The 18854-nt window shown below is 43.5% G+C and carries 14 protein-coding genes; 2 read left to right on the top strand and 12 right to left on the bottom strand.

The genetic code is table 11. The features are described from left to right. Window positions 1-167: 167 nt before the first annotated feature. The 3 genes from ABIC22_RS22540 to ABIC22_RS22530 all read right to left on the bottom strand — a co-directional run bounded on the left by ABIC22_RS22540 (window position 168) and on the right by ABIC22_RS22530 (window position 2396). Window positions 168-785 carry a histidine phosphatase family protein gene (locus ABIC22_RS22540; protein ID WP_354483923.1) on the bottom strand — a complete coding sequence of 206 codons (618 nt, stop codon included), beginning with the start codon at window positions 783-785 and terminating at the stop codon, window positions 168-170. Between the two features lie 90 nt (window positions 786-875). After that, complete coding sequence (locus ABIC22_RS22535) at window positions 876-1457, bottom strand: hypothetical protein (protein WP_336781732.1); 582 nt, start codon at window positions 1455-1457, stop codon at window positions 876-878. A 309-nt stretch (window positions 1458-1766) separates the two neighbouring features. Then, window positions 1767-2396: a cysteine hydrolase family protein gene (locus tag ABIC22_RS22530; RefSeq protein WP_354483921.1), complete on the bottom strand. Its 630-nt coding sequence runs from the start codon at window positions 2394-2396 to the stop codon at window positions 1767-1769. Window positions 2397-2694: 298 nt separating this feature from the next. Here ABIC22_RS22530 and ABIC22_RS22525 point away from each other — a divergent pair, with 298 nt between their 5' ends. After that, window positions 2695-3165, top strand: a complete 471-nt coding sequence (locus tag ABIC22_RS22525) for a GNAT family N-acetyltransferase (protein ID WP_354483920.1) — start codon at window positions 2695-2697, stop codon at window positions 3163-3165. Between the two features lie 463 nt (window positions 3166-3628). Further along, window positions 3629-5389: a methyl-accepting chemotaxis protein gene (locus tag ABIC22_RS22520; RefSeq protein ID WP_127536964.1), complete on the top strand. Its 1761-nt coding sequence runs from the start codon at window positions 3629-3631 to the stop codon at window positions 5387-5389. Window positions 5390-5503: 114 nt separating this feature from the next. Here ABIC22_RS22520 and ABIC22_RS22515 read toward each other — a convergent pair whose 3' ends face one another. The 9 genes from ABIC22_RS22515 to ABIC22_RS22475 form a co-directional block, all read right to left on the bottom strand. Continuing rightward, entirely contained in the window at window positions 5504-6391 is an 888-nt protein-coding gene (locus tag ABIC22_RS22515) for an aldo/keto reductase (protein WP_354483917.1), read from the bottom strand. A 259-nt stretch (window positions 6392-6650) separates the two neighbouring features. Then, the gene (locus ABIC22_RS22510; protein WP_354483915.1) at window positions 6651-8318 is read right to left on the bottom strand and encodes a glycoside hydrolase family 13 protein; all 1668 of its coding nucleotides are present in this window, start codon (window positions 8316-8318) and stop codon (window positions 6651-6653) included. 277 nt (window positions 8319-8595) lie between these two features. Further along, window positions 8596-10224: a glycoside hydrolase family 13 protein gene (locus tag ABIC22_RS22505; RefSeq protein ID WP_354483913.1), complete on the bottom strand. Its 1629-nt coding sequence runs from the start codon at window positions 10222-10224 to the stop codon at window positions 8596-8598. A gap of 67 nt (window positions 10225-10291) precedes the next feature. Continuing rightward, window positions 10292-11185: a carbohydrate ABC transporter permease gene (locus ABIC22_RS22500; protein ID WP_127536960.1), complete on the bottom strand. Its 894-nt coding sequence runs from the start codon at window positions 11183-11185 to the stop codon at window positions 10292-10294. 13 nt (window positions 11186-11198) lie between these two features. Further along, entirely contained in the window at window positions 11199-12113 is a 915-nt protein-coding gene (locus tag ABIC22_RS22495) for an ABC transporter permease (RefSeq protein WP_127536959.1), read from the bottom strand. 61 nt (window positions 12114-12174) lie between these two features. Continuing rightward, window positions 12175-13911 (bottom strand): extracellular solute-binding protein, encoded by a 1737-nt coding sequence (locus ABIC22_RS22490; RefSeq protein WP_127536958.1) that lies wholly within the window; start codon window positions 13909-13911, stop codon window positions 12175-12177. A gap of 372 nt (window positions 13912-14283) precedes the next feature. Next, the gene (locus tag ABIC22_RS22485) at window positions 14284-15690 is read right to left on the bottom strand and encodes a response regulator transcription factor (RefSeq protein WP_354483911.1); all 1407 of its coding nucleotides are present in this window, start codon (window positions 15688-15690) and stop codon (window positions 14284-14286) included. Next, on the bottom strand, window positions 15687-17399 hold the full coding sequence (locus ABIC22_RS22480; protein ID WP_127536956.1) for a sensor histidine kinase: 1713 nt from the start codon (window positions 17397-17399) through the stop codon (window positions 15687-15689). The genes ABIC22_RS22485 and ABIC22_RS22480 overlap by 4 nt, the downstream gene beginning before the upstream one ends. Before the next feature lie 463 nt (window positions 17400-17862). Then, window positions 17863-18417 (bottom strand): class I SAM-dependent methyltransferase, encoded by a 555-nt coding sequence (locus ABIC22_RS22475; RefSeq protein ID WP_354483908.1) that lies wholly within the window; start codon window positions 18415-18417, stop codon window positions 17863-17865. Between the last annotated feature and the right edge of the window lie 437 nt (window positions 18418-18854).

Below are 18854 nucleotides of genomic sequence, written 5' to 3'. Positions count from 1 at the left end.
AACACGAGTTAACTTATTTAGTCAATGCGGCTAAACAGACAGACTAAATACCCCTAACATTTGCTACACAGATGCAGGGGTGCAGCCCTAGTGAAATAATTTTTATTCCATTGGGACGCATATTAAATTGTTGTACCGATAAAATAAAAAGCCGCTTATCACGGCTTCTATAGTTCTTGTTCCATCTTCCCTTTTACGATCTCGATAGATTTCACATTTAAATGTGCAGTGCAATTATACACCGAACAGTCCCATCGAGGTTGTGCTGTTTGCAGTATGGTGATAGATGTGTTCATTAAACTTTCTGTCATGTCGATATGCGGGATAAGTTTCTTTAAAGTCATTCCAAGGAATGCACCATGACTCACGATTAATATATTCTCGTCTGGGTGTCTGTCTGATATGTCGGCAAGGCACTCCCTGCCTCTTTTTACAATCTCATCTTCTGATTCGATGCCGAGATCCAGTCTAAACCACCCATACCCCCATCGATTGACACGCTCTTGTTCTGTCGTCCCTTCTATAAGCCCACAGTTCATTTCTCTCAAGCGTGGGTCGGTTCTAACTTCAATATTGTTGATTTTGCCGATGATTTCCGCTGTTTCAAGTGCTCTCGACAAATCACTAGAATAAATATAATCCCACTGTTCTGTGCCAATTCTTCGGGACAAGAATTCAGCTTGTTGTCGCCCCTTTTCATTAAGCGGGATATCTGAATGGCCTTGTGTCCGATATTCGTCATTCCAATCCGTTACTCCGTGTCGGATCAATCCTAACGTTGTCATTTGGTATCCTTCTTTCCCTTGGAATTATGTAATCGGTCAAGAGAAAACCTTCTGTTTATTCAACGAATGTTTCCCTTAGACCAATGATGCTTAGCCCCGTTTCCTTTTCTTCCTTGCTCTCATGATGAAGACGGCACTCACCACAAGGATTATTGCAAGGACGATATACAAATCAAAATCCTGCTCCACCATAAACCACATCTTGGATTCCAGATTGACTTGTTGTTTTGGCTCGAATCCCTCACCGAATTGTTTAGTTGCTTGATTAAGGTTATTCATTTCAATGGTCGTGCTGCACGGACTACTGCTTAATTCGCCATCCATTTCACTAATAAATATGAAGTATTTACTGCCTTCCTTGAAGTTAAAACCCCAAGTGTAGTCGGTTGCGACAATGACCTCAGAATCAACTTCCGTTTTCCAGCTTCGCTCAACTTCCACTAGTATATATCTAACTTTCTCTTTTGTGCCCGTTATCCCTTCTTGCTTCAGATCAACTTTAATTTTCTTTATTTCACCGTAAACAGCACCAGTATATCCGTCTAACTCTTCTTGAAGGCTTCCCTTCTTCTCAGCACAGGATAGAGCTTTGACTTCTTGACCATTCGCAAAAAAGAATAGGGTAGTGAAAAGAAAAATGATCGTGAGTAAACGATGTTTCAGTTTCTCCACCTACTTCTCATCATATTATGACGTCCATCTTACATCTTATTGACTTTCTCAGCAGACGTAATGTTGCACTCATCCCTCAGCTAGTTGAACAAGAGCTGTCATACACATCTGCCATTTTGTAATTCCAAAAGACAAAAAAGCCGCTACTTTAGCGACTTTGAATGGAACATTTTTTGTCTGCGGCAATTCTTATTCTTATCCCCTTAATAGCTTCCTCTACCTGGAAAACTAACAGCATTTACATAAAGAATACAGTGAAACATTCGTAGATCACGTGTGCATGTTCTTATTTTTCTCCTATGTCTCTGCCTAATTAACTGTTGTCTGATGTGAGGTCTCTATATAAGAGACGATTCCTGCTGTATCTGTAACCATACCGAAATACGTATCCACTGTTTTCAGCGTCATATCATGTTCTGGTTGTGAAAAAGCTGCGCAGGCATCTTGTATAAGTACAATGTGATAATCAAGCATAAAACCTTCCCTCGCTGTAGACTCAACACACAAATTCGTGCTAACCCCTGTCATGATGAGGGTTTCTATTTTGAGCGTTTGCAAAACGCTCTCCAATCTGGTGTGGACGAACCCGCTGTAACGATGCTTTTTGACAATGATATCATTCGCCTGTGGTAACACCTCGTAAAAATCTGCCCCCCAGCTTCCTGTACGACAAATAGGGTTTATACCATCCGGAAAACGTGAAAGCCATACTTCGGAGTCCGTGGCATCCTCATGGTTGGTTTGCAAAAATATGACGGGTATTGAGCTTTTTCTTGCAGCTTCCAATAAAAAATGCAAATGAGGCATCATTTGTTTTACTGAGCTCACATCAATTCCGCTTTTGGAGATCGCCCCATCTGGATGACAGTAATCGTTTTGAACATCCACGACAATTAGAGCTGTATTTTTTCCCTCGAGATGAATTTTCATTTTATCCATTCGTACACCCCCGGAGCTTAGTATTTAGTAGGGTGCAGCCTTTTTATACAAAGAAATTAAGTTACAGACCAAATCATTGACAGACGCTTTTATTTCTGGTTAGATGAAACACTTAAAAAGAACTTTGTGATCAAGGAGATACATATGATGAACATAAATTAAGAAATCTGCTGTTTGGGATGATTGTGGGATGGGTCGTAAGTTATCTAAACTTTAACGAACATCTTTGTAGTAGGTAAACAGTGTATGTGCTATATAAGATATTATTAACGAGCGTCTCAAAAGGGGGTGCATATTAATGGAGGTTTCTTTATGTAAAGCAGAATTAAATGATGCAGTGACTATTCACAACATGAAAGTTAAAGCGTTTATGCCCTTGTTAGAAACGTATCAGGATTTTGAAACAAGCCCCGCCAATGAAACCGTAGAAAAAGTTATTACTCAAATCAATCAGTCTTTTACAGATTATTTCATAATCTATCATGTTGACGTTGCCGTGGGCGGTATAAGAGTCGTCAAAAAAGAGGATCAGATCTATAGTGTTAGCCCAATTTTTATCCTGCCAGAACATCAAGGAAAAGGCATTGCTCAAAAAGTCTTTACAATCGTAGAGAATATATATGATGATGCAAAGTCTTGGAGACTGGGTACCATCTTGCAAGAGAAAGGAAACTGTTACTTGTATGAAAAGATAGGCTATAAAAAGACGGGTATAACTAAAGTAATTAACGACAAAATGACAATGGTATTTTATGAGAAGCATCTATAGATGAATAGTCATCGAATAAAATGAACTGCCTCCTTAAATAGCGGTTAATTCCTATGTGAACTCACATGCTCAGCTATTCACAAAAAAAGGAGTGTTCCCATAAGGAAACACCCCTTCCTATCTATAATAATGCAATACCGTTATTTTCAAACCAATCTCAATCCACGGAACAAATGCTGCGACGGCAATACCCAGATAAATCCCAGCAGCGAAGTAAAAAGGTTAATCTTAATCTTTCTGTGCAAAATCCCTCGCCTTTTATGCAATTTCCACTTTTGGTTTTACAAATTCTATTTGCCCAGTGTTGAGCACAATGGGCGAGTTGGTTTACACAGATTTCCATCGCTCAAAGACTTCATTTTACCTCCTCTTTTTTCGATATATTAGGTACAGATTTAATTTAAATTTTAACTATCGGGTTCTGAGTTAGATCTGTACTTTGACATACTTAGGGGGAACTGAAGTGAAAACAAAAATAGGATCTATTCTAAAAATGAGAACGTTAAGGGCCAAGTTAGTCTCTTTGTGCTTGGTTATACTTATTGTGCCCACAATCGTAATAGGGTTCAGTTCTTATACCGTTTCAAAAAATGAAATGAATGAATCCGGCAAGGCCGCACTTGAAAATAGTGTACGAATGGTCATTGGTATGATTAATCTCCTCAACGAGCAGGTAGAGAACGGAAGTTTGACATTGGAGCAAGCGCAGGAAAAGCTCCGCGTAGAACTGCTCGGTGATAAGAACGCAGATAATAAGCGGCCTGTAAAAAGTGAATATACTGTAGGGGAAACAGGATATCCATGGGCTGTTGGCAAAGATGCGCATTCCGTAATGAATCCTTCAAATGAAGGTCAGGATTTGACAGATGTCGTTACAGAAGATGGCGTATATTTGGGAAAAGAGATCGTTAATGTTGGAACAGCCGGAGGCGGATTTGTCACCTACAAGTGGGCTCTACCTGATACAGGTGAGGTAGAAACGAAAGTTTCATATGTTGAAATGGACCCGCATTGGGGATGGATCATTGGTTCGGGTGCCTACTTAAGTGAGTTTAACAGTGGTGCTACACAAGTTCTGTATCTTGTTCTTATAGTTACGGCTGTGGCGGTTGTTCTAGGATCCATTATCGTTAGCATCATCTCAGGACGCCTAACGAAGCCGATCCTTATGGTCGCTAAGCGATTGAAATCCGTTGCGGACGGTGACCTAACCGTTGAAGAAGTTAAGATGAAGTCCAAAGATGAGATTGGTGAGCTTTCACAGGACTTTAACCATATGATTAAAAACATGAGAACACTTATTAGTCAAGTCGATCTCTCTACCAAACAGGTAGCCTCATCTTCCAAAGAGTTGACTCTTGGTGCGGAGCACACCAGTCAGGCAACTGAGAATATCACCATTTCGATCCAAGAATCTGCAGCAGGTGCACAAGAGCAACAAATGATGCTTCAACGGACAACCAACTCACTCGAGGAAATATCGATCGGGATTCAGCGAATAGCGGAAAGCTCATCAACCATTGCCGATTCTTCTGTTGATGCGATGGAACTCGCGAACATAGGTGGTACGGCCGTAGAGCATACGGCGAAGCAAATGAAGCTGATCAACAAGTCGGTTAATGAAACGGATGTAGTCATGAGAATGCTGGATGAACGCAGCCAACAGATCGGTACCATGCTGCATGCCATTACGGATATTGCGAAGCAGACGAATCTTCTTGCTCTGAACGCCTCGATTGAGGCAGCCCGCGCAGGCGAAGAAGGCCGCGGTTTCTCGGTAGTTGCTGCTGAGGTGAGAAAACTTGCTGAACAATCGAACCAATCATCCGGGCAGATTTCCACGTTGATTCAAGATATGCGTACAGATATCGAACAATCGCTCAAAACGTTGAATCGAGTTAAACAGGACGTCGACTCCGGCTTACAGATTGCTAATGAGACGGAACAACAGTTTAACAAAATCGTAGGGTCGACCAACTTTATCGCCCAACAAACGGAGGAACTTGCCAGCGTTACACAGCAGATCACGGCAAGCGTCCAGGAAATCACCGCGGGTCAAGAGCAAGTCTCCAATCTTGCACTCCAAGCTGCAGACAACTCCCAAAATATAGCTGCTTCTTCAGAAGAACAACTGGCTTCAATGGAACAAATTACGAGCCTAGCCACAACCTTGTCCGATATGTCTCAAAAGTTAGAGCGTTTGACGATTCAATTTAAATATTAATTTTGATTCTTCTAGGAAAAAAAAGCAGCCGACCCCTTCTACTTTGGTCGGCTGCTTTCTCCGTTTTAAACCACGAATGTATAGCCATCAGCAAGCTACACCGATCAAGCTCGCTTATAATTCCAGATCTGCGGCCCGGGCGTTCGCTTCAACCTGCTCCGGACTTTTGCATCCTGGAATGACGCAGCTAACGGCTGGATGCTTCAGACACCAGGCAAGAGCCCACGAGGCCATGTCGACACCTTCAGGGACTTCGTTCTTCTGGATTTCAGTTACCAGCTGCAGCTTCTCATCGATCTCTTGACGCTCGCGTCCCTTTCTGACATTGTCATTGAACACTGCGCCTGGCTTGTACTTGCCGCTCAGATAGCCGCTGGCCAGTGGGACTCTTGCGAGCACACCAAGGTCCTGCTCCTGACATGACGGGAATACCCTCTCCTCGGGCTTCTGGTCCAGACGGTTATATACAACCTGTATAGCCTTCGCGTTTAACTCGCTAGCCTTGCTCGTCTGATGCAGATTATCGTTGCTGCCAATGGAAATACCAAGATTTCGAATTTTACCGGCTTGTACCTGCTTGTCCAGCATGGTCCACAGCTCGTCGTTATCAAACGCCTCATCTGATCCGGAATGGAACTGATACAAATCGATATAATCTGTTCTTAGGGCTTTCAGGGATTCTTCCAGTTGAACACGGATTTGATCCACGCTCCAGGCATTGGTCCAGTGATCATGCCACTGATGACCAAACTTCGATGCGATCACCCAATCCTCACGCCGGTCACGGGACATAAAATCGCCGATAAAGTTTTCCGACATATGGTGAGGTCCGTAACATTCCGCTGTATCAATCAAATTAATACCAAGTTCTTTGGCACGGTAAAGAATATCATCGACTTCTTTCTGGGTATAGTCTTTACCCCAGTCCCCGCCAAACTGCCAGGTGCCCACACCTACGACGGATACATCCAGCTCGGTCTTGCCCAATCTTCTGTACTTCACTCTACTCACCTCGAGGTTTAATATGTTGGTCAAGTGACCGAATGGTACAATAAGTATTCGATTAACGATAACGCTTTCATAATAAAGGATAATTAACAAATTATCAATCTGAAGGCAAAATAAAAAAAGCCCCTTAGAAATGCATTGGATAAACGGCGCTTATTCCAATAACTTATCTAAGGGGTTCACTTGCTTGAAGTCAGAAATTAGTGAGTGAATTCTCTGTTTACTTCATTGGATACCTGTAGGAAAATCAGACTTATTCTTTATCGCTTAAACCAACGATCGTTTCATACGGTCGCAGCACCCTTGGCAGCTTGCTATCTTCGTAGTTGGTAAGCCAGATCTCGGAGAAGTTAAGGCTATGCTCTTCTTCCTTAAGCTCTACGGCTTGATCAGAGAGATTGACTACGACCAGCACCTGTTGGTCTGCCAGAGTTCGTGTATAAGCAAATACACTTGGATGTTCCGGCATAAGAAGCTCATAGAACCCATATGTCAGCGTGTCGTGTTCTTTTCGCAGCTGAATCATTCGTTTATAAAAGTGCAGGATGGAACGCGGATCCTGGAGCTGTTTCTCTACATTAATATGAACGTAATTGTCATTCACCTTAAGCCACGGCGTACCATTGGTGAACCCGGCTTGTTCTGCAGAAGACCACTGCATCGGTGTTCTGGAGTTATCGCGACTCGATGCCCAGATGATGTTCATGATTTCCTCATGCGACATCCCTTCTTCGCGTTTAATCTGATATAGATTCCGGTCAGCTACGTCGTTATAGTCCTCTATGGAAGGATAAGCCACATTCGTCATACCTATTTCTTGTCCTTGGTATATGAAAGGAGTGCCCTGCATGAAAAAGTACATGGCTCCAAGAGCTGTTGAACTTTCATACCAATACTCCGCATCATTTCCCCAGGATGAAACTTTACGTGGCTGATCGTGATTTTCAATAAACAAAGCATTCCAACCGATGCCTTCCAGCGATTTTTGCCACTTCGTCAAGACGTTTTTCAGTTTGGGAACATCGAGTTGCCGGTCTGTGCTGTTTTTCCACAGGTCAAGGTGTTCGAATTGGAAGACCATATTAAATTTGCCTCTGACTTCACAGATCCAATCGTATAGATCTTCTTGGTCCTCTACTTTTACTCCATTGGCTTCCCCAACAGTTACCACGTCATATTTGGATAACGTTTCGTCTTTCATTTCCTGCAAATAACGCTGAATTCCTTTGACATTCATGTGCTTCTCAAACGAAGAGATGTATTTAAAGCCTTCTTTGACTGGCATATCCAGCAGGCCCTCTTCTTTGTGGATATGGCTAATTGCATCGACACGGAAACCATCAATACCTTTATCCAGCCACCAGTTCATCATTTCATATATGGATTTCCGTACGTTTTCATTTGCCCAATTCAAATCCGGTTGTTTTTTGGAGAACAGATGAAGATAGTACTGTCCGGAGACTTCATCATATTCCCAAGCAGAACCACCGAAGATGCTTTCCCAGTTATTCGGTTCTTCTCCGTTCTTCCCATCTCTCCAGATGTACCAATCCCGTTTAGGATTATCCTGCGAAGATCTCGATTCGATGAACCACGGATGTTCGTCACTCGTATGATTGATCACCAAGTCCATGATGAGTTTCATGCCACGATCATGTACTTCTTTTAATAATTGATCAAATTCAGCCATCGTGCCGAATTCATCCATTATGGAACAGTAATCACTGATATCATAACCATTATCATCGTTAGGAGACTTGTACATCGGGCAGATCCATATCAGATCAATACCGAGGTCTTGAATATAATCCAGTTTTGAAATGATTCCCTTGATGTCACCAATCCCATCCCCATTGGAATCCATAAAGCTTCTAGGATAGATTTGATATGCTACTGCTTCTTTCCACCATACTCTTTTCATTTGATGTAATCCTTCTTTCTCAACCACGATATAAACTGCACCAATCGATCACACAAGGGCACTACGAGCACAGTACCATCTTCCGATCGCTGTTATCCCAAGATTTTTTGAATCCCCTTCTCTAAGGGGAAAATCCGGTGATAAGCCTATGCTTCCGATGCAGCTTTCCTTCGGAAAGCTTTTAAGCGAACGCTTCGCTTCTCCAGATTGGTTCTGCCTCTCCGTTAACGTGTGTCTTTTAAGCAGTTTATATAGACTTTATTTATAGTATTATTCTTTACGCATGCATAAGGTACATTCTCGCTTCATATGGACGCAGTTCGTTCAGAGGCAGTTCACCTGCATAATTCGATATCAGCAGCTGGTTCGTCTCTGCCAAGTGTTTCTGCAGCGGGAGCTTGATCGTATTCCCCTGAAAATTACATACAACAAGGACTTTTGTTCCGTTCAGCGTTCGGGTATAAGCAAACACCTCTGGATCATCCGGGAAAACCAGCTCATAATCTCCATACACAATCACTTCATGATCTTTTCTTAATTGGATTAACTTCCGATAGTAATGAAATATGGATTCAGGGTTATTCAAATTGTCCTGGGCATGGATATCGGTATAGTTCGGATTCACCTTGATCCATGGTTCGCCACTTGTAAACCCAGCGTTATCGGAAGAATCCCACTGCATCGGTGTTCGAGCGTTATCGCGTCCCTTGGCGAAGATCGACTCCATCACGCTGCTTTCAGGATATCCTTTCCCCATTCTTTCTTTATAGAGATTGAGCAATTCAATATCCCGATAGTCTTCAATCGCATATTGAACATTCGTCATGCCTAGTTCTTCACCCTGATAAATATAAGGTGTGCCTTGCATGCCATGAAGAAGGGTAGCAAGCATTTTAGCAGATTCAATTCTGTATTCTCCGTCATTTCCCCAACGGGAGACGATTCGAGGCAAGTCGTGGTTATTCCAGAACAAGCTGTTCCAGGCATCGCCTTTGAGCTCTGTCTGCCATTTGGACAGCACTTTTTTCAATTCCAGCACATCCAAAGGCTTGAGATCCCACTTTCCTTTGCCTTCTTGTTCATCCAAGCCGATGTGTTCAAACTGGAATACCATTGAAAACTCACTGCCGTCCGGGTTGCTGTACAGTTTGGCAATCTCAGGAGTAGCGCCCCATGTTTCTCCAACGGTTAGCAGATTTTCTGCTTTTTGAAACGTTTCCTTGCTAAGCTCCCTGATATATTTATGCAGATTGGGCCCATTCCCCGTAATCTTCGCATCCGGCTCTTTACCAATTAAGTCGATTACATCAAGTCTAAACCCGCCGACTCCCTTGTCAATCCACCAATTGATCATGTCGTAAATCTCTTGCCGGACTTTGGGATTTTCCCAGTTGAGATCTGGCTGTTTTACGGAAAAGAGATGCAAATAATATTGCCCAATTTCAGGAACCCATTCCCAGGCTGAGCCACCAAAAGTGGATCCTAAATCGTTCGGAGGCGTTCCTTCCACACCATCTCTCCAGACGTAGTAGTCATGGTACGGATTGTCTTTGCCTTTTTTGGCTTCTTGAAACCAGGGATGCTCATCCGATGTGTGATTCAACACTAGATCCATGATGATCCGAATATCTCGTTTCCCGGCTTCATGAATTAACGCTTCCATATCATCCAGAGACCCGAACATTGGATCGATATCCTGATAATCGGAAATGTCATACCCATAGTCATCTTGAGGTGACTTGCAAACAGGTGACAACCAGATCGCACCAATGCCGAGTTCCTGCAAATAATCGAGCCTTGACTCAATACCCTTCAAGTCGCCGATTCCGTCTCCGTTACTATCTTGAAAACTCCGCGGATAAATTTGATATACAACGGTTTCTTTCCACCATTTTTTATTCTCCATGTCATACAACCTTTCTACCTTCTCCAGATTGGTGTGCCTCTCCGTTAAGGTGTGTTATAACCTCTCATTATTCTTTGACTGATCCAACGACAATGCCGGTTACAAAGTATTTTTGCAGCAGCGGATAAATCAACAGCAGCGGAATGACCGCGACTACGATTTTAGCTGCATTCAGGTTTTTATTCGAAATCTCAGTCAGGTTGCTGAGCTCGCTGGAATTCGTACCAGCTTGCAGCAGATCGGCAATATTTACGTTAAGGGACTGAATATAGGTCATAAGCGGATAATTGCTGACCTTGGTCATATAGATCAAACCGCTGAAGAAGTCGTTCCATGTACCCACGATACTGAATAAGGCAACGGTCGCCAGCGCAGGAATGGACACAGGAACATACACTTTGAACAAGACTTGGAGCGGATTCGCCCCATCGATAAACGCCGCTTCTTCCAGTGCTTTAGGTACTGCAGAGAAGAAGTTCATCACAAGGATGACACTGAATATCGGGACAGCACCTGGCAGAACAAGTGCCCATATTGTATTTAGCATATCCAGGTTTTTGATCAGCAGGTAACTTGGAATCATGCCTCCACTGAACAACATGGCAAAAATCATGATATTCATATAGATGTTTCTGCCTTTGAATTCCCTTTTCGACTTGGATAGCGGATAAGCCATCAAAATAATCAGAATCATGTTAAGCACAAGGGCCAGCGCAACGCGCAGAACAGATATGCCGAAAGAGCGCCAGAACTGTGCATCATCAATAATTTTTGAATACGCGGCTGTCGTAAAATTGACCGGAACGAGACCTACGGCATTCGCCGATACAGCCTCGCTGCTGCTAAATGAAATGGCAACAATATTCCATAACGGAAGAAGGCAAGCCAATGCCAGCATGATCACGATGGCATAGATGACAAACCGGCCAATTCGTTCTTTAACGTTTGCAGAATAGGACACGGACATTGCCTCCTTAGAAAATTTTTCTGTCTGTATATTTTTTGGCGAGTTGATTCGCAGACAAGAGCAGCACGATGCCGATCACGGATTTGAACAATCCAACAGCCGTACCGAAGCTATACTGTCGCCCAACGAGACCAATCCGGTACACGTAGGTATCCAGAATATCGCCCGTTTCATACACTACCGGGTTATACAGGTTATAGATTTGATCGAAACCGGCACTCAAAATGTTGGTCAGACTCATTACACCCATGAGCAGGATAATAGGCAGCATACCCGGCAGCGTAATATGCCATACTTTTCTCCACCAACTGGCTCCATCCATTCCTGCCGCTTCATATAGACCGGGATCAATCGACGTGATAGCAGCCAAATAAACGATGGAACTATAACCAAATTCCTTCCAGACGTCTGTTCCGATGATCAGTGGCTGGAACCACGTGTTGCTGCCTAGGAAATTGATATGGTCCAGGCCAAAGAACGCGAGCATTTGGTTCACGATTCCATCCAAACTGAACATGTTGACCACGACAGATGCGAGTACAACCCAGGATAGAAAGTGCGGCAGATAAACAATCGTCTGCACGGATTTTTTAACGTATTTAACACGAATTTCATTCAATAATACGGAAAATATAATCGCCATCAACGTTCCGAGCAGAATCTTGGCAATCGCAATGACTAGCGTATTACTGATGACCTGAGCGATATCCGGGAGTTTGAACATATAAATAAAATGCTTCAGCCCGACAAATTCGGAGCCGAACATGCCCTTGGCTGGCACATAGTCCTGAAAAGCCGTAATGACACCGACCATTGGTATATAGCTGAATACAAGCAAAAACAAAATACCCGGCAGCATCATCATATGGTACATGGCACCTGTGCCTAGCCGGCCTCTTGCTTTTAATTTCCCCTGTTTCATGGATGAACCCCTTTCCTGAAGAAAGGCTGCATATCGCAGCCCTGCTACTGTTCATGGATGTCTATTGTTTCGATGCGATCTCGTCTTCGATTTCCTGAATGACTTGATCACCGCCTTGTTTCTTCCAGTTGCTGACGAATGTATCGAAGTAATCCAGCGGTTCGGAACCTGTCACAATTTTGATGAATGATTCCTGCTCGAGCTTCGTCAGATTGGCCCACGTTTGTTTCATGCTTGATGTCGTTCCAGAGAAAGCAGGAGTCATCCATACGAATTTATTCTCCTGTGTCAGCTTGTCGATCAGTCCAACTCCGTTAATCCGTGAATGGTATTTGGACCAAGCGGTTACGTCATCCGTGTCCATGTCACTCAAATACGTTTTAATGCTTCCGATATTGTTCTTCGATTCGGTTGTGCGAACCTCATCCAGACCAATTTCCCCTTTAATTCCACGAACGACATCAGAGTAATCATCCAGCAGCGATGTAGCGGAATTGACTTCAATGTTAAACGGTCTCGTAGAACCGTCTACCCCAGTCTCCTGATACTTGGCAGCTTCCGGCATGGTTGTTGCCACATCTTTATCATTTGCCAGTTTGTCGTAGAACAGGTTTACAATCTTCACTGCCAGTTCAGGGTGCTCATACCCTTTTCGTACCACGATAAACTGATTGGATGGATTAGCATGTGCCACGTTCACATTGCCGTCTGCATCTTCCAACGTATACGCCGAAAATTTCGCGTTTTTATCCATCTGCTTCACGCTGATCAATCCCCAGTCTGGGATATGCCACGGTCCAAAAGCGATACCGCTCTGGCCATTGGTATAGAGTGCAGTAATGTCATCAAACGTCCGGGTTCCGAATTGCGGGTCAATGATGCCGTTCTTGAACCAGTCCGCCATGATCCCTAGCATTTGCTTGGTCTCTTCTGTCGTGGAACCATACACAATTTTGCCGTCTTCCCCATTCATCCAATATTGTGGGAACGCGCCCTGGGTTGAGGCAACACCAAGCATGGTATAGGAAGAGGCATTGTAATCTGTAGTATTCAATGTGTTCACAAAAGGAATACCGACCGGATTACCGGTTTGACCTGGATCTCTTTTCAGGAATTCCTGTGCTGTTTTCTCCACTTCTTCGAGCGAGATGGCTCCATCTCCGTCTGCATCAAGTTGGATCCCCAGCAGATCCAGCCAATCCTGACGTACCCAAACCATCGTTGGTGCAGAATCCAGGGACGTCGCCGGAAGGCCCATCAAACGGCCATCAATCGTTGCATTATCTAATGCACGCCCATCATAGGAATCGTAAATCTGCTTGATGTTATCTGTGGCATATTGATCGTAAATGGTTGTCAGATCTTCAATCAGATCATTGTCCACCAGTTCTTTCAGTTCGTCTTTGGAGTCGACACGCATCATGTCAGGCAATTCCCCGGAGGCGATAGCGAGCGAAACCTGACGGCTGTAATCTTCACCATTGGCTTCAAATTGATCTGTGATTTTAGCGTTAAATGTATCTTTAACCAGTCGCGTATATGCGTTGTTCTCATAGGTATCTCCAGCTGGCAGTTTCGGATTGGCTGTAGTCACCCGTCCCATGGTTACGGTGATTTCGTCTTTGTAGGCACTGAACGGATCTCCCGGAGTTACCTCATATTTGCCTGCTTCCTCCGCAGTAGGAGGAGTGGATGCGCCTCCACATGCCGCGAGAGCTGTAACCATCAGCGCAGACATCGACAGCACGGCCAGACGTTTCGTGAGCGGTTTGCTTTTCAAGGACCATTTTGTTCTCATCTAATTCGATTCCCCTTATTCTGATTATCTTTTTTTGTTTACGCTTTCATTATAAAATGGAGTGAAGATCCACTGAGATAGGGATTGCACGTTCGTTTGGATAGAGAAATGATTACAGTTTTCTACCGCAATCCTGGAGCATTGGTTAGCTCGTGAACATTTATCCTACCTGCTGACTTACATTCATCTATCTATCCTTATTTCCATTCAAAAACAAAGGCCGGCAGCTCCTCAAACAGGAAACTGTCGGCCTTCAATTTATCCATAATCGATAAAATGTCTCTTGGACCATTTCCATGACGGCCTCCAACAATCATTATGGAGACGGTCACTTTCCCTATGATGGGTGTCTGTTCAATGGGAACACGTCTGCTATTTGACTCCTCTGCCTAGCTGCCGATATTCGCTTGGCAGAAGGCCTGTCATTTCACGGAAAATCCGGCTGAAATATTTTTCATCCGTATAACCCACTCGCTCGGCAATCCAGAAAATCGTGTTGTTTGTATTAAGCAAATATTCCTTCGACTTCTCTACCCGGATGAACCTGGAGTACTCATTAAAGGTTTTCCCCATCAGATCTTTGAAGCATTGACTGAAATAACTTCGGCTGATGTTGAGTTGTTGGGAAAGACCTGAAGCCGTATACGCCTGCTCCAAGTCATCCTGAATGATCATCACTGCTTTTTTCACGGCATGGATGATTTCCTGGGAATACGAAGTCTGTTCGTCGGCCTTACGAATAACTACAGCAGTCTGTTTAATCCATTTCTCAACCTCGTACCAGGAATTGAAACCATGGATCATCGAGATCCTTCCAAGCGTTGTTTGGGCAAAAAGGTGATTCCACTCCATAACGAGGGAGTACAGTAATCCCATCAACTGGCCCTTGTTTAATCGTAATGATGTAAACTGTTCAACGAGTTGGTTGTAGTACGTGTCATGATGAGTCCATGGGGTTTGGAACCAACTTTGCTTAATCCGGTCTATGTCCTCATCCTGCGGTTCTTTTAAAAATGTCTCTTCCTCGTTCATCGAAACGGCAATGACTCGGTAATCGGGGTTATACGCATAGAATAGATATGTCTCAGTATAATTCATAATCCAGTTTTTGATTTGAGACCATGTTCTCTCTTGTACATCGGACAACACCAATAAGGTACTAGAGGGAACTTGATCCAGGGATGCCTTCAGCTGAAGAAACAGCGGGTCCTGCTCATCATAGGAAGCTGCCCACATCCAGCTATTCCGTTCAACCTCCCACCGGATCACATCTCCATCGGTGGTCAGCTCCACTGGCCACTTCTGTTCGGATTTGCGATCTTGGGAAACCAGTGCATACACGTTCGGGTAATGGACATTGATTTCATTGATAGAAGGCATCTTTCGGCTAGAGCTCGTCAACCCAGTAATACGAGTATGGATCCGGTGCAGAACATGTTCAAATTGCTCCTTCTCCAGCTGGACTTTGGCTATATAATCAATGGCGCCCAGTCTCAGCGCTTCCTGGATATAATCGAAATCCTGATGTAAGGTTAACACGACAATATGAAGCTCCGGATAGAGCTGTTTCGTCGCTCGCATCAGTTCAATCCCTGACATGACCGGCATCGCAAGATCCGTCAACATGAGATCGACCGGTTGGGATTTCAGGAAATCCAATGCTTTTGCTCCGTTACTCGCTTCTCCTACAACCTCCATATTGAATTCGTTCCATGGCATCGCTGAGCTAATGCCTTTGCGTACCAGCTTATCGTCATCCACAATCAATACCTTAATCATGCTGAGATATCTTCTCCTTTAATGGGCAGTATGAGCAGAATACTTGTCCCCGTTCCCAATTCACTCTCGATGACCAATTGTGCTTGGTCCCCATATTGTGACTTCAACATGCGGTGAACGTAATTGAGTCCAATGCCCATTCCTACTTTTTGTTGTTCAGCTACGCGGTTGTTCAGCAGTTTATGAATGGTTTCCTCGCTCATGCCTGCACCATTATCCTGTATCATAATGTTCAATGTTGTATTACATGTCACTTCAATTTGAATAAAGCCTTCATCACTCAATCCATGATAGAGCGAATTTTCAACCAGCGGTTGCAGAATAAAACGAGGCACAGGAATTTGAAGCACTTGTTCATCAGCAGTAATCCGAACGTCAAATTCAAAGTCATACCGAATTTGCTGCAAAATCAGATACTGTCTTAATGCATCAATCTCCTCTTCCATCGTGGATACTTGCCCTAATTTGCCCAAGTTGTAATAGAGCAGCTTGTTCAATGACTGTACCAGCTTGTCGATCTCCCCTTGTCCGTTCATGACGGCCAGCCAGTGTACCGTATCCAGTGTATTCATCAGAAAGTGCGGGTTAATCTGATAGAGCAGTTTTTCCACTTCCAGGTCTGCACGAATTTTTTCTTTCTGCTGCACTTCCTTGAAGAGATCGCCAATTTGATGCTGCATGTTCGAAAATTCACCGAGCAGAAAATCAAATTCGGGAATCTGGGTGCGAGCTCGGCTCCCCGTCGTTTGTGGGTTTTTGGACATCCCGTTGATTTCCGAATGGAACAAACCAAGTGGTTTGTACACCATCTTCCACAGGAGCCAAGCTAGAAATACGGTAAAGCCGAGGAAAAATAATGCGACCAGCAATATTTGAAGTAACCACTGGTTTTTCTCCTGCTGATATTGAGCCTGCGAAATGACTGAAACGACGCTCCATTTCTGTGATGAATCCTCCTTGAACCAGTGATACCCCCGGGATATCCCGTCCTTGGCAGGATCGGCTGTCAAGCTGGAGAAATTCTCCCCGACCTTCATCGCTTCCGGTATTTCACTGTACACAATGTTGCCTTCACCATCCAGGATCAGATGAGACAGAGCCCCGTTGTACTGACTGTATCCCAAGTTATCCTGTGTGAGGCGAAAGCCCGACTCAACGTAAATGTACACGTCGTCCCTTTCAGGCAGTTGTACTCTTCGCAGAGCAGACAGAACGAGTTGGTCATCGAATCGGTTCATGCTGATATGCGGACCATAGTACTTAATGCCGTAGGTCTGGAAGAGCACAGGCAGTGACTCCGGAGAAAAGCGATCCTTAATCGGAAAGTTGCCAAACTGTGTAGTTCCATCCTTCTGGAAGTAATATAAGGTCAAACCAATATTCGGATTGGTAAACGTGACCACACTTAACTCGCTTTTTAATTCGTCTCTAGCCTCCATCAATAGGAAGATATCCGAGGAAGGTTTCAGGAATTGATCCAGCTTTTTGCCAATGGTTCCTCGGTAGGACAATTGCTGTGTAACGTGATTCAGATTGGTGATTGAATTCTCCAGTGAGGATGTCACCTGCTGTAAATTGCTGCGGATGCCGTCATCGATTTTATTTGCGAAAATGGAGTCAATGGTATAGTAGGAAATCGCAAATATGCTGATAAAAGGGATAAACGCACTGAGGAAGAACAATAAAAAGATCCTTTTTTTAAGTGTCATTCTGACCTAGTCTCCTTCAAAAAATAAAAACAGCAAGCCTCCTGGTTATGGAAGCTTGCTGTGAGTATACATACAGCTATACCGAATATCGTTATCCCCATAGGCTGAGGCCTACTTTGAAGCTCGTCGGCATTTCGATCCATTCAGGCGGACACATTTCAGGACACTTCGTCAGTTTCCGTCCTCGTCCAATTTCCTTCATAATTATAGATCGATATTCGAATAAGTCAAACGCTTTCATGCTTCTCGGCACCAAAACCAGAGGCAGGACAAGGGGAAGTTAATATACACCCCTTCTTACATGAAGGTGAAGAATTCATATAACTATATCTTTCCATATCGAGCAGGAGCAACAGAATACGAGTGTAAATTCATTTGTAGATTAACGAGGCTGCCGATGATATCGAGAGCCCGCGTTCATTTATATTAAGCTTTGTTTTCCAGCAGAATATAGGTGCCCTTTTTACTTTTGAGCAAGGATTATATAGACAGATTGGTTGGCGATTTGGGTCGACGGGTAGATCTTATTAACAATGGTGAAGCCAGCATCAAGCATTTCCACTTCCATATCTTTGGATGAAACTCTCGGACCCGTTGAAGTCTCTGACTTTTCTAATTCGATACATAAGAACAAGCCTCTGTCTTTCAATACTCTGTTGACCTCTTTCAAAGCTGTTGCAAGAGGCTTAACTTCGTGTAAAGAAATGGATGCAATAGCTATATCAAGAACCTGGTTATCTAACGGAATTTCTCTGAAGTCACCTACAACAGTTGTAATATTCGCAATGCTTCTCTCTTTCGCTTGGGTTTCCAAATATTCAAGAACATCCTTGTCATTATCCAACGCATATACGGTGTTCACTCGTTCAGCAATGGACATGGAAATATAACCAGTGCCCGCCCCAAGGTCCAATACATTGTCGGTTTTCTTGACAGGTATTAACTCCAATAATTCCTCTGCCGGAAATCTCTCAATATTTTCTAAGTTGTTAATTTTCTTTTGTAATTTTGGATTCATGTTGGTCTCCCCTTTAATTGCGGATAAAATAACTCTTTAATAACTATAATATACTTTCATTGTAATGTAAACGCTAATGTTCCTTAAGATAAGTGGGAGCATCGTTTTCGGTTAGTTGTATTTTTCAAATTGATTTTTCTGGAATAAAAGGGTATTTTATAAAGAGCTTAGTGATAAGCTAGTTCCTTACACGAAGGGAGATGTTTTAAATGGCAGCTACTTATATGGTGGTTTCGTCTTAAAACTGAATAGTTGGCATATACGAAAAAAGTGGGAATACACCCGCATTATTTGGTATGCCATCCAAAGTAACCTTTCGTGAATATTGCTGTTTGCAGATACGATGAAGGTCGTATCTTTTTTGCGTCCTGATGCCGCGCGACAGCAGCTTCTTAAGAGGCTGCTTGTCCGTGGCATTTTTGCGTCCAAAAAACAAC

It is taken from the genome of Paenibacillus sp. PvP094 (assembly GCF_040546835.1).
Taxonomy (GTDB): domain Bacteria; phylum Bacillota; class Bacilli; order Paenibacillales; family Paenibacillaceae; genus Paenibacillus; species Paenibacillus illinoisensis.
This window is presented reverse-complemented; position numbering and strand designations above follow the sequence as displayed.

Excerpts from the sequence above, each read along its gene's own strand:
- ABIC22_RS22540 (WP_354483923.1), bottom strand. The coding sequence starts at position 785 with ATGACAACGTTAGGATTGATCCGACACGGAGTAACGGATTGGAATGAC.
- ABIC22_RS22525 (WP_354483920.1), top strand. The coding sequence starts at position 2,695 with ATGGAGGTTTCTTTATGTAAAGCAGAATTAAATGATGCAGTGACTATT.
- ABIC22_RS22490 (WP_127536958.1), bottom strand. The coding sequence starts at position 13,911 with ATGAGAACAAAATGGTCCTTGAAAAGCAAACCGCTCACGAAACGTCTG.
- ABIC22_RS22475 (WP_354483908.1), bottom strand. The coding sequence starts at position 18,417 with ATGAATCCAAAATTACAAAAGAAAATTAACAACTTAGAAAATATTGAG.
- ABIC22_RS22495 (WP_127536959.1), bottom strand. The coding sequence starts at position 12,113 with ATGAAACAGGGGAAATTAAAAGCAAGAGGCCGGCTAGGCACAGGTGCC.
- ABIC22_RS22510 (WP_354483915.1), bottom strand. The coding sequence starts at position 8,318 with ATGAAAAGAGTATGGTGGAAAGAAGCAGTAGCATATCAAATCTATCCT.
- ABIC22_RS22505 (WP_354483913.1), bottom strand. The coding sequence starts at position 10,224 with ATGGAGAATAAAAAATGGTGGAAAGAAACCGTTGTATATCAAATTTAT.
- ABIC22_RS22530 (WP_354483921.1), bottom strand. The coding sequence starts at position 2,396 with ATGGATAAAATGAAAATTCATCTCGAGGGAAAAAATACAGCTCTAATT.
- ABIC22_RS22480 (WP_127536956.1), bottom strand. The coding sequence starts at position 17,399 with ATGACACTTAAAAAAAGGATCTTTTTATTGTTCTTCCTCAGTGCGTTT.
- ABIC22_RS22485 (WP_354483911.1), bottom strand. The coding sequence starts at position 15,690 with ATGATTAAGGTATTGATTGTGGATGACGATAAGCTGGTACGCAAAGGC.